A 12,251-nucleotide genomic window follows, 5' to 3' on the forward strand; every position below is an offset into this window, starting at 1 on the left:
CGGAAAGGCACAGACTAGCTCTGGCACAGGACGAACGGCTAGCAATGGTAGAAAAAAAGATACTCTATTACTTTTGTTAACAAGAATTACTTGCAATAATGCACGCCACTTTTGTTCTCGGCCTCACGAGGCCTGGTAGAGCATCACCGTTTTTCTATCTCAGGTCCGGCCAGCATGACACGTAATCAAATCCCCGCTTCGCCAACCAAACGACCTCGCGCTTTTAGCGCGGTGGCGGCTCTGTTGCTCAGCCTGATGCTGGCACCGACCGCTGCATTCGCCGACGCCCAGGCGCCAGCCGCACCGGCCGCGACCGAACAGCACGCACCTGCTGCCGCTGCTCCGGCTGCGACCGATCCAGTACAAGCAGTCGACGCTGCCGACGTCCCTGAAGTGCTCGAAGCCGACAATTCCCTGGGCATGGCCCACGACCTGTCGCCGTGGGGCATGTACCAGAACGCCGACATCATCGTGAAAATCGTGATGATCGGTCTGGCCATCGCTTCGATCATCACCTGGACCATCTGGATCGCCAAAGGCTTCGAGCTAATGGGCGCCAAGCGTCGTCTGCGTGGTGAAATCGCTGCCCTGAAAAAAGCCACCACCCTTAAAGAAGCCAGCGCCACCGCCGGCAAAGAAGGCACCCTCGCCAATCTGCTGGTGCACGACGCCCTCGAAGAAATGCGCCTGTCGGTCAACAGCCGCGAGAAAGAAGGCATCAAGGAACGCGTCAGCTTCCGTCTCGAGCGTCTGGTTGCAGCCTGCGGTCGCAACATGAGCAGCGGCACCGGCGTTCTCGCCACTATCGGTTCCACTGCACCGTTCGTGGGCCTGTTCGGTACCGTGTGGGGCATCATGAACTCGTTCATCGGCATCGCCAAAACCCAGACCACCAACCTTGCTGTCGTCGCGCCCGGCATTGCTGAAGCGCTGCTCGCCACGGCATTGGGTCTGGTTGCCGCGATCCCGGCCGTTGTGATCTACAACGTCTTCGCCCGCTCCATCGCCGGTTACAAGGCGCAGGTTTCCGATGCGTCGGCAGAAGTTCTGCTGCTGGTCAGCCGCGACCTCGACCACCAGCCTGAGCGCAGCTCGCAGCCGCACATGGTCAAAGTGGGGTAATCGGCCATGGGCCTGCATTTGAAAGAAGGCGCAGACGACGATCTGGCCGAGAACCACGAAATCAACGTCACGCCGTTCATCGACGTGATGCTGGTGTTGCTGATCATCTTCATGGTGGCCGCTCCGTTGGCTACTGTGGACATCAAAGTCGACCTGCCTGCCTCGACCGCCAAACCGGCGCCAAGGCCAGAGAAGCCGGTGTTCCTCAGCGTCAAAGCTGACCAGCGCCTGTACATCGGCGACGACGAAGTGAAAGCCGAAACCCTTGGCGCCGTGCTCGACGCCAAGACTCAGGGCAAGAAAGACACCACCATCTTCTTCCAGGCCGACAAAGGCGTGGATTACGGCGACCTCATGAGCGTGATGGACAAACTGCGCTCCGCCGGTTACCTGAAGGTCGGTCTGGTCGGACTTGAGACGGCAGCCAAGAAATGATCACGACGCGCCATAAGCTGACGCGTTACAGCGGTAGCCTGGCCGTGGTGCTGGGCGTTCACGCGCTGGCCATCGCGCTGGCACTGAACTGGACCGCCCGCCCGCCCATCGAATTGCCGCCGCAGGCAATGATGGTCGAACTGGCCCCGGTTCCGGCCCCGCCACCGCCTGCCCCGCCGAAAGTCGTCACACCGCCGCAGCCACCGGCTCCGGTTGAAGAGTTGCCGATTCCGAAGCTGGCCGAAGCACCGAAAGCTGAAATCGCGGTGCAGAAACCCAAGCCGAAGCCAAAGCCTAAACCGCCGAAGCCGGTCGAGAAGAAGCTGCCTGATCCACCGAAGGAAAAGCCTTCCGAGGAGAAACCGGCTGATACGCAACCGACTCAGGCACCGACGGAGAAATCCGCCCAGCCTGCACCGGGTCCGTCGCCAGCTCAAATGGCTGCCAAGGCCAGCTGGCAAGGCACCCTGCTCGCGCATTTGGCCAAGTACAAAAAGTACCCGGCCAGCGCTCAAGCGCGGGGCAAGGAAGGCTTGAACCGCCTGCGCTTTGTGGTGGATGCCGAAGGTAACGTGCTGTCGTTCGAACTGGTGGGCCGCTCTGGCAACGCTGATCTGGACCGGGCCACCCTGGAAATGATCCGCCGCGCACAGCCGCTGCCCAAGCCACCGGCCGACATGTTGAACAACGGCTCGATCGAAATTGTTGCGCCGTTTGTTTACTCCCTCGAACGCCGCCGCTAAGCAACACCGCAATACCCTGTGGGAGCGAGCCTGCTCGCGAAGAGGTCGTGTCAGTCAGCACATGCTTGTCTGACCCACCGCTTTCGCGAGCAGGCTCGCTCCCACAGTGGTTATGTGTTGGACGTTAGATCGAAATAAAGGCACCGAAAGGTGCCTTTTACGTATCTGCCTGCGGCAAACCGAGATTGCCCGGTGTCGCATTGAGCGCTCAGTCTGATAACGTGCGTCTATCGATTGCAGCCGGTATGCTTGGCCCGCATCTTCATGGACGCTTGCTATGACCCTCACAGAATTACGCTACATCGTTACCCTCGCCCAAGAGCAGCATTTCGGCCACGCCGCCGAACGTTGCCACGTCAGCCAGCCGACCCTGTCGGTGGGCGTGAAGAAACTTGAAGACGAACTCGGTGTGCTGATTTTCGAGCGCAGCAAAAGCGCCGTGCGCCTGACCCCGGTCGGCGAAGGCATCGTCGCCCAGGCGCAGAAAGTGCTGGAGCAAGCGCAAGGCATCCGCGAACTGGCCCAGGCCGGCAAGAACCAGCTGACCGCGCCGCTGAAAGTCGGCGCGATCTACACCGTCGGGCCGTACCTGTTCCCGCATCTGATTCCACAACTGCACCGGGTCGCCCCGCAGATGCCGTTGTACATCGAAGAAAACTTCACCCACGTGCTGCGCGACAAACTGCGCAACGGTGAGCTCGACGCGATCATCATCGCCCTGCCGTTCAACGAAGCCGACGTGCTGACCCTGCCGCTGTACGACGAGCCGTTCTACGTCTTGATGCCGGCCCAGCACCCGTGGACGCAAAAGGAAACCATCGACGCGGGCCTGCTCAACGACAAGAGCCTGCTGCTGCTCGGCGAAGGCCACTGCTTCCGCGATCAAGTACTGGAAGCCTGCCCGACCCTGACCAAGGGCAACGACGGCGCCAAGCACACCACGGTCGAATCCAGCTCGCTGGAAACCATTCGGCACATGGTTGCGTCCGGTCTGGGCATCTCGATCCTGCCGTTGTCGGCCGTCGACAGCCATCACTACGCCCCGGGCGTGATCGAAGTGCGTCCACTGTCGCCGCCGGTGCCGTTCCGCACCGTGGCCATCGCCTGGCGCGCAAGTTTCCCGCGGCCGAAAGCCATCGAGATCCTCGCCGACTCCATTCGCCTGTGTTCGGTGGCCAAGCCAGCGGCACCGGTTACGGCCGGTTAAGCGAGCGTCATGACGGAGCTGTCGCAAGTGTCGGTGACGGCACTCAAGGGTGTCGGCGAAGCCATGGCCGAGAAACTGGCCAAGGTGGGTCTTGAGAACCTTCAGGACGTGCTGTTCCACCTGCCGCTGCGCTATCAGGATCGCACCCGCGTGGTGCCAATCGGCCATTTGCGACCGGGGCAGGACGCCGTGGTCGAAGGCACCGTCAGCGGCGCCGACGTGGTCATGGGGCGCCGTCGCAGCCTCGTCGTGCGTTTGCAGGACGGCACCGGCGGACTCAGTCTGCGCTTCTACCATTTCAGCAACGCGCAGAAAGAAGGCCTCAAGCGCGGCACGCGGGTGCGCTGCTACGGCGAAGCCCGGCCCGGCGCCTCCGGGCTGGAAATCTACCACCCGGAATACCGCGCCATCACCGGTGACGAACCGCCGCCAGTGGATGAAACCCTGACCCCGGTCTACCCGCTCACCGAAGGCCTGACGCAACAGCGCCTGCGCCAGTTGTGTATGCAGACGCTGACCCTGCTCAAGCCGGATACCCTGCCCGACTGGCTGCCGACCGAACTGGCCCGCGACTATCAACTGGCGCCGCTGGCCGATGCGATCCGCTACCTGCACAACCCACCCGCCGATGCCGACGTCGATGAACTCGCCCTCGGCCATCACTGGGCGCAGCATCGCCTGGCCTTCGAAGAACTGCTGACCCATCAACTGTCGCAACAACGTCTGCGCGAAAGCATGCGCTCCTTGCGCGCGCCAGCGATGCCGAAAGCGACGAAGCTGCCGCCGAAATACCTGGCCAACCTCGGTTTCAGCCCGACCGGCGCGCAACAGCGGGTCGGCAACGAAATCGCCTACGACCTCAGTCAGCACGAACCGATGCTGCGCCTGATTCAGGGCGACGTTGGCGCGGGCAAAACAGTGGTCGCCGCCCTAGCTGCGTTGCAGGCGTTGGAGGCCGGTTATCAGGTCGCGCTGATGGCGCCGACCGAGATCCTCGCCGAGCAACACTTCATCACCTTCAAGCGCTGGCTCGAACCGCTGGGCATTGAAGTCGCGTGGCTGGCCGGCAAGCTCAAGGGCAAGAACCGCGTCGCCGCGCTGGAACAGATCGCCAGCGGTACGCCGATGGTGGTCGGCACCCACGCGCTGTTCCAGGACGAAGTGCAGTTCAAGAACCTCGCGCTGGTGATCATCGACGAACAGCACCGCTTTGGCGTACAGCAGCGTCTGGCGTTGCGGCAGAAAGGCGTCGGCGGGCGCATGTGCCCGCACCAACTGATCATGACCGCCACGCCGATTCCACGGACGCTGGCGATGAGCGCCTACGCCGACCTCGACACCTCGATCCTCGACGAACTGCCGCCCGGCCGCACCCCGGTCAACACCGTGCTGGTCACCGACACCCGTCGCGTCGAAGTCATCGAACGAGTGCGCAGCGCCTGCGCCGAGGGCCGTCAGGCCTATTGGGTGTGCACGCTGATCGAAGAGTCGGAAGAGCTGACCTGTCAGGCCGCCGAAACCACCTTCGAAGACCTCACCCTCGCCCTCGGCGAACTGAAAGTCGGCCTGATCCACGGGCGCATGAAACCCGTCGAGAAGGCCGCCGTCATGGCCGAATTCAAGGCCGGCAATCTGCAACTGCTGGTCGCCACCACGGTGATCGAAGTCGGCGTCGACGTGCCCAATGCCAGCCTGATGATCATCGAAAACCCCGAGCGCCTCGGTCTCGCGCAACTGCACCAGTTGCGCGGCCGTGTCGGTCGGGGCAGTGCCGCCAGCCATTGCGTGCTGCTCTACCATCCGCCACTGTCGCAGATCGGTCGTCAGCGCCTGGGCATCATGCGCGAGACCAACGACGGTTTCGTCATCGCCGAAAAAGACCTCGAACTGCGCGGCCCCGGGGAAATGCTCGGCACCCGCCAGACCGGTCTGCTGCAATTCAAAGTCGCCGACCTGATGCGCGACGCCGACCTGCTGCCCGCCGTGCGCGACGCCGCGCAAGCCTTGCTGGAACGCTGGCCGACCCACGTCAGTCCATTGCTCGACCGCTGGCTGCGCCATGGGCAGCAATACGGCCAAGTGTGAGCACCGTCGCAGTTTCTGAAGGATCGTTCCGACAGAGCTGGTTATACTCCTGCCATTGTTTCAAAAACGGATACAGACCATGACCGAAGCTGCTCTCGCCCCCGAATCTCCGCACGCTCCGTCTGTTATTCGGCTGCTGCTCAACAAGCTGGGCGTTGCCTACGAAGAAGTGCTCGACCACCACGGCCTCAATGCCTCGCGCAAGGTACAGGCCGTGTTGCTGGACGACGCCGTCGGCGCGTTGATGGTGCTGTTTCCACAGAGCCAGTTGCTGGATCTCAACCGCCTCGCCGAACTGACGGGCCGTCGTCTGACTGCCGTGTCGACCGAGCGCCTGGAAAAGATGCTCGGCAAACACAGCCTGAGCCTGTTGCCAGGCCTGCCGGCGCTGACCAGTTCGCCATGCCTCTACGAAGAGAGCCTGCTGCGCGAACCGAAGTTGCTGATCAACTCCGGCGAGCCGGGCCTGCTGCTGGAAATCACCAGCGAAGATTTCAAGACCATGCTGACCAAGGCCAGCGCCGCCAACTTCGGCGAAGCCCTGAGCAGCATCCGCCCGAACCTCGACCGCCCGGACGATGACCGCGAGGAAATCACCCAGGCTGTGCAAGCGTTCACCGCGCGGCGCATTCAACAACGCCTGGAAGCGACCATCGAGATTCCGCCGCTGGCCGAAACCGCGCAAAAAATCATCAAACTGCGCGTAGATCCCAACGCCACCATCGATGACATCACCGGCGTCGTTGAAACCGACCCGGCGCTGGCTGCGCAAGTAGTGAGCTGGGCCGCGTCGCCGTACTACGCTTCGCCGGGCAAGATTCGTTCGGTGGAAGACGCGATCGTCCGCGTGCTCGGCTTCGATCTGGTGATCAATCTCGCGCTGGGCCTGGCCCTCGGCAAAACCCTGAGCCTGCCGAAAGACCACCCGCAACACACCACGCCGTACTGGCAGCAGTCGATCTACACCGCCGCGGTCATCGAAGGCCTGACCCGCGCCATGCCGCGCGCCCAGCGCCCGGAAGCCGGCCTGACCTATCTGGCCGGTCTGCTGCACAACTTCGGTTACCTGCTGCTGGCCCACGTGTTCCCGCCGCACTTCTCGCTGATCTGCCGCCACCTGGAGGTCAACCCGCACCTGTGCCACAGCTACATCGAGCAACACCTGCTCGGTATCAGCCGCGAACAGATCGGCTCGTGGCTGATGCGCTACTGGGACATGCCCGACGAACTGGCCACCGCCCTGCGCTTCCAGCACGACCCAAGCTACGACGGCGCCTACGCCGAATACCCGAACCTGGTCTGCCTGGCCGTGCGCTTGCTGCGCAGCCGCGGCATCGGCTCCGGCCCGGATGAAGACATTCCGGATGCGTTGCTGGAGCGTGTGGGTTTGACTCGCGAAAAAGCCAACGACGTGGTCAGCAAAGTCCTCGAAGCCGAAGTTCTGCTGCGCGAACTGGCCTCGCAGTTCAGCCAGGCATAAAAAACCCGCTCTCACGAGATCATTTTCATTCGTGAGAGCGGGCCATGAGAGCGTTGTTTATTGATCAGGCAATGAAGCGTGCTATCCATCCGCTTGTAGCAAAACTCAACCGGTCTTTCCAATACTCACCGCAGATGACGATTTTATTTTGCGCGGTGACGTGCAGATCCAAACTATTTTCCAGTTTCTCTGCCTGATCAAAAGATACCCACCCACTACCGTTGAACGTCGGATCGAGCTCGCCGGTAAGGCGATAACGTGCACAGACGGCGTGCATCTCATCAGTAGCAAACCCGCCACCACTGGTGCCAGCAACCATCAACTTGCTTTCATCCGCATCGCCAAACGCGCAGCTCGACCAATTCTGGCCAATCTCAGGCACAACTTTGGTATGCAACGGTTGGCCATTGTTAAAAAGGGGATGAGGTGAGCCATCCGCACTGAGTACGACAATCACTCCTTCCCCGTCGAGGAAGCCTTCACCGTTCTGGCCTCCTATCAAAGCAATTATTCCGTCCTTTTTCCTCACGGCAATATCGCGAAAAATCGGCAGCCGATCAGAGGACACAATGGCCGTCTTGAACTTGTCGTCGCGCATTCCATCTTTTGTGAAGCGCACGGCATAGGTACCGAAGGTGCCTTCATCATGAAAGTCGCCATACACCACCAAGCTACCGTCCGCTTGCACAGCCACTCCACGGGCGGCGTTATCACCTGCCGGACTCAACTCAGCCAGTTCAACAGTGGCCGAACCGATCTTGTTGAAGGTGTCGTCAAAAGTGCCATCAGGATTGAGTCGCATGACCAAGCCTTTGGTTTGCTGCGCCGCAGGATCAAAGCCAAATGAGACCAGCGCTATTTTGCCGTCTGGCAACTCGATACCGGACGCTCCGGAATTGGCGCTGCTCTGAACAGCGGGCCTAATATTTCGAGATACATTTTGGCGTGCGCGTGCAACCGTGGCCGCTCGACTGAGTGTTACGGGTACTGAACCGTACGGGAACGTGACCACACCGTCCTCACCAAACTCATCGTTGAGTCGACCGTCCGGCAGCAACTGGATGGCAATGAAACCACTTTCATAACTCGGCGGCTGCGACATGTAATCGACCGTAATCAGCAAACCACCATTACTGAGCAGGCTTGCGCCCCATTTCCCTGATAAAAGTTTTTCCCCTGTCGAAATCTGCGCAAAACCTTGCTGGTTCTCGCCAAACCCGGTGCCGACATCAAGCTGCCCCTTTTCAGTCAGCCGTGCGACTACGAAGCCAGGGGAAACACCTGCCTCGTTCGCCACAACGAGCAGCCGACCGTCAGGCAAAGGGAGGACAACTTGCGGGGCAATGCTGACAAACTCAGGAAACGCCCAATCGAGTTTGCCGTCATTGGCGAATGTTGAATCAGGTTCGCCTGCTTGTAAGGTCATGTTGATAGCTCTCCAATCCGGATAAGTCCCTTTACTACTGGACGCCCCCAATGAAGCCTCAACATCCAAAAAAAAACACCTGTCACTTCTGACAGGTGTTCGTGGTATTACGCGCCAATTTACCGACTTATCGAGCCAAACCAATTACTGACCGCGTTGTAAAAAATGGCGCTTCACGCCTTAGGCTTGGCCTTCCTCGGCTTCAAATACTTCATCAACCCCTGAAACCACATCACCAGCGCCGGATTACCCTTGAGCTGGATCGACTTGTCCTGAATGCCCTGCATAAATGCCAACTGCTTGTTCTTCGCCTGCATCGTGGCAAAGCCATAACCGGCATCTTTAAACGCAATCGCAAACGCCGGCTCCACCACCACGCCGGATTTGCTGGTGATGCGCTGATCCTTGACCACAAAATGCCGCGCCACTTTCCCGTCCAGCGTCTGCAGTTGAAACACCAGATCCTTGTCACCCAACTGCTGCTGGAACGCAGGATTTGTCCGGCTGGCCTTACCCATCAACAAACCCATCATCCACAGAAGAAAACGAAATTTCATGCGCACAGCCTCAAAAGGAAAATGAACGGCCGGGGCAGTGTAAGGGATTCGGACGATAACGCCAGTATCTGACTCTGTTGGAAGAGGATGCAGACCATTTCCCGCACGATGACTGCCAAGTCACGGTTCAGCGCTCGCCCACTGATCGTTCCCCCGCTCCGCGTGGGAATGCATCCCGAGCCGCTCCGCGTCTCACCACTCACCTTTCCTACACCTGTTGAAACACATCCCTGTAGGAGCGGGCGAAGCCTGCGATCTTTTGATCTTCCGCCCCGCGAATCTATGGGAAATTTCCTGCAAAGTGCGGGGCTGTGCGTGAACTAGGCGAGTTGGCTAACGATCGATAGGCTCTGTGTGTCGCCGCAGATTGGCGATACGGACGTGCAAGTCCGGTTGGAGTACACATTGGTTATGGCAATTCGCCGAGCGTTTTCCTATGCTCGCGGATCGTTATGGCGGCTGTGTATGGGAGGCCTTCGGGTCTGCCGGGTTACTCCACCGGTCTTGCACACCTATGCACAGCTGCCACCACTTTCGAAGTGCGAGCGAAACGGTGTCGGCTCCTTAAACTGGAGTAAGACCGAATGATCAAACCAACACCCAATCCCCCAGAAAACCCAGACGTTTCGCCCTACGAAACCCTGGAATCAAAGAAATTCCACGAAGCCGCCGAGCGCGCCCTCGACCACCATTTCAAACCAGCCGTCGATCCACATCCCAAACGCGAGAACGGCCTCTTCAAACTCTCCCCCGGCACCGACGCCGAAGCCCTCATGGCCAACGCCTCCGAAGACCTCCTGTCCATCAGCGTCATCGCCTGCGACCTCGCCGACGACCTCCACGGCTCCCGCCGCTCGGTGGCACTGGCCCTGAGCAGAATGGCGGACGGGGTGAGATTGATGGTGGAAGGGACACTCGACCAGATTGAAGTGCGAAGCGTGGCAGCCAAGCCGTAGCGAGATTTGCGGATGAAAAAAGGGGACGTTAAGTCCCCTTTTCTAAATCTCGATAACAAAAACTAGCGAAAGTCCTCTGCGCTTTTTGGGCGCGCTTCCAAGCCCTGGAGCGCCGCCCGGTTTATGTAGGCATTCCCTCCCTCACCACAATACTGCCGGAACACCGCCTTGTCGTCCCTGAGCACCGTCAGATAACTCAGAAAGGCTTGATTAACGAGGTAGGTATAAGCACCGTTTTTGAACTTGATGATGTTCAAGTTCACGCTGCCTTCCGAAGCGTTCACGACAAAGAATTTGCCCTTGGGCGGCAAAGCCGTCTTCGGATAGATCATCTCTATTTTGCTCGGCACGCCGTAACGGTACTGAACAAAACCGGCCGTGGGCTTGTTGTTTCCCCGTGCACAAACGGAAACCGTCTTACCACCCTCCAACGGGCAACTGAAGTAAATGTCTTCGTCATCTGAACACAACGTTCCATCCTGCCCGCCCTGCAATGGCGCTGTTTCTTGCGAGACGCGTTCTGGTATTTGAGTGACATCGGCGCAATTGGACAAACACACCAGCTTCGAAAGATCCGGAACCTCACTTTCAGTAAACAGGTACGTCGCTGAACCGTCACGGTTGCGGGCGTGGTAAACGGGAACACTGACGGCCAGCCCTTTGGCAGACACCGGCACCTCGGTGTCCCGACCCGAGACGACCCAGCCTTCGGCCTCCCCGCACAACGCCTCCAAAGCAACTTCATTGAACGGATCTTTCGTGGGCACGGCGAACGGCTTGGCATCACCTCGGCAGTCGTAGCCATGCCAATAGGGCCCGGTGTTCATATCAATGTCGATCGAGAAAACATAAGCGCCGTCGAGCACCACTTTTCCGCTGTCGTAGGTGAATACCAGCCAGCGACGCGACTTCGCCTGTGAGGAGTTTTCCTCCTCCAGGATGTAGCGCTCGCCATCTCGATACAGCCAGAAAACACTCATCGCTCCGGCCGATACCGGCCTTTCGGAGAGACGTTGCCCGGACTTAGCGTCCACCAGGAAATCGTCTTTCAGCGCCAGCGCACAGTCGCTGTCGGCGGCCATGCAGGACTCGAGTGACGGGAACATCGGCCCTGCCACTACAGAGAAAGAACACAGCAGTAACGCGATCAAGCCTAATCTTTTCAACTTGCTTCCCTGCTCATGATTTACGGATCTGATTGAACAGACGTCTTTCTTCAGCCCAGTTCTCTGCGTTTTAAAGCGAGTAATCCATCACTTCTTCCAACTGCCAGCATTGTCCACGGACAAACCGATACTCGAAGACGTAGTCGGTATCTGGCTTCTGCAGAATCGCGATCGCCTTGTCACCCCGCTGTTCCTTGACGGTCAACGTCAGGCCCTGGGCCTCTCGCGTTGCTTGATCCGGAATGACAGGAAACTTAAGTTGATCGCCGCTGAGACTGCGCTTTTCCATCTCGGGTTCGGGATCGCCGCCCACGGTCGTGACCATTTTCAGCGGTTGTTGTACGAAGGCTTTTTGCACATCTGCGCGTTCGGAGAAAGCTGAGAGGAACGCTGAAAAGTCGGTCGAAGGGCACGCAACGTTAGACGTATCACCCTTGGCTTTGAGTGGATTCTGACGGTTGTCCTGATGCAGTTTTGAATCCGCAATTATCTTTGCATCCAAATCTGCCAAGCGCTTTTTAATACTGACTGCATCCTTGTAAGCACATTCGACCTTTACATCATCCGCCAGATTTAGACCGTCGAGGCAGTTCTCAAGCTCGGGATCTGGTGGGTCGCCGCTAAAAAACCGCAAAGCCAACTGATCGCCGTCCTTAACCAGTGGCAATTCCAGCACCGAATAGGAATCACCTTCGAATTGACTATGCGAGACTTTTTGTTTTATCAGAACAAACATGGACTTCCCCGCTTGCTCCGGGAATTTGCGCTCGAAGAAGAACACCGAGGCGATCTGCTCACCTTCGACCTTCCACACATAATTCAGCGAAGGCTTCACCGCATTCGTGGTGGTGTAGAAGATCTCGGCGTAAGGAACATGCCCTTCCCTCACCTGACCTTTGAGGTTGTTCTTCAAAAAGAACACTGTGATTTTTTGATCACCGAGCGAGGCAACTACAGGCGGATGCACCTCACCGATGGTTTGTGGGTCACTAGCTATTGCCTGCTGAGCCAACAAGGCAACCACGAATCCGAGCGCACTCATACAACTTAAGAGCCTGGCCAATTCCACTCACT

General features: G+C 59.0%; 11 protein-coding genes. 7 read left to right on the plus strand and 4 right to left on the minus strand.

Annotated features, from left to right (window positions below; genetic code table 11):
* Window positions 1-174: 174 nt before the first annotated feature.
* The 6 genes from exbB to ACZZ0G_RS10945 all read left to right on the plus strand — a co-directional run bounded on the left by exbB (window position 175) and on the right by ACZZ0G_RS10945 (window position 7,072).
* Complete coding sequence (gene exbB / locus ACZZ0G_RS10920) at window positions 175-1,122, plus strand: tonB-system energizer ExbB (protein ID WP_463556136.1); 948 nt, start codon at window positions 175-177, stop codon at window positions 1,120-1,122.
* 6 nt (window positions 1,123-1,128) lie between these two features.
* Complete coding sequence (gene exbD, locus ACZZ0G_RS10925; RefSeq protein WP_007920333.1) at window positions 1,129-1,557, plus strand: TonB system transport protein ExbD; 429 nt, start codon at window positions 1,129-1,131, stop codon at window positions 1,555-1,557.
* Window positions 1,554-2,300 carry a TonB family protein gene (locus tag ACZZ0G_RS10930; RefSeq protein WP_038359287.1) on the plus strand — a complete coding sequence of 249 codons (747 nt, stop codon included), beginning with the start codon at window positions 1,554-1,556 and terminating at the stop codon, window positions 2,298-2,300. The genes exbD and ACZZ0G_RS10930 overlap by 4 nt, the downstream gene beginning before the upstream one ends.
* 277 nt (window positions 2,301-2,577) lie before the next feature.
* Entirely contained in the window at window positions 2,578-3,507 is a 930-nt protein-coding gene (locus tag ACZZ0G_RS10935; RefSeq protein WP_007920331.1) for a hydrogen peroxide-inducible genes activator, read from the plus strand.
* 9 nt (window positions 3,508-3,516) lie between these two features.
* Complete coding sequence (gene recG, locus ACZZ0G_RS10940; RefSeq protein WP_463556137.1) at window positions 3,517-5,592, plus strand: ATP-dependent DNA helicase RecG; 2,076 nt, start codon at window positions 3,517-3,519, stop codon at window positions 5,590-5,592.
* A gap of 79 nt (window positions 5,593-5,671) precedes the next feature.
* Window positions 5,672-7,072: an aminoacyl-tRNA deacylase and HDOD domain-containing protein gene (locus ACZZ0G_RS10945; protein ID WP_463556138.1), complete on the plus strand. Its 1,401-nt coding sequence runs from the start codon at window positions 5,672-5,674 to the stop codon at window positions 7,070-7,072.
* A 64-nt stretch (window positions 7,073-7,136) separates the two neighbouring features.
* On the opposite strand, the gene ACZZ0G_RS10950 is transcribed toward ACZZ0G_RS10945, so the two are convergent.
* On the minus strand, window positions 7,137-8,498 hold the full coding sequence (locus tag ACZZ0G_RS10950; RefSeq protein WP_463556139.1) for an NHL repeat-containing protein: 1,362 nt from the start codon (window positions 8,496-8,498) through the stop codon (window positions 7,137-7,139).
* A 173-nt stretch (window positions 8,499-8,671) separates the two neighbouring features.
* Complete coding sequence (locus ACZZ0G_RS10955; RefSeq protein WP_463556140.1) at window positions 8,672-9,055, minus strand: helicase; 384 nt, start codon at window positions 9,053-9,055, stop codon at window positions 8,672-8,674.
* A gap of 584 nt (window positions 9,056-9,639) precedes the next feature.
* Here ACZZ0G_RS10955 and ACZZ0G_RS10960 point away from each other — a divergent pair.
* Window positions 9,640-10,011, plus strand: coding sequence for a DUF6124 family protein (locus tag ACZZ0G_RS10960; RefSeq protein ID WP_123376100.1), 372 nt, complete (start codon window positions 9,640-9,642; stop codon window positions 10,009-10,011).
* A 62-nt stretch (window positions 10,012-10,073) separates the two neighbouring features.
* Here ACZZ0G_RS10960 and ACZZ0G_RS10965 read toward each other — a convergent pair whose 3' ends face one another.
* Together ACZZ0G_RS10965 and ACZZ0G_RS10970 are read right to left on the minus strand one after the other, a co-directional pair.
* Complete coding sequence (locus ACZZ0G_RS10965; protein WP_463556141.1) at window positions 10,074-11,093, minus strand: hypothetical protein; 1,020 nt, start codon at window positions 11,091-11,093, stop codon at window positions 10,074-10,076.
* A gap of 154 nt (window positions 11,094-11,247) precedes the next feature.
* A complete protein-coding gene (locus ACZZ0G_RS10970) occupies window positions 11,248-12,219 on the minus strand; it encodes a hypothetical protein (RefSeq protein WP_463556142.1) in 972 nt (323 codons plus the stop codon).
* Window positions 12,220-12,251: the final 32 nt, after the last annotated feature.

Source organism: Pseudomonas sp. AC169 (assembly GCF_979258515.1).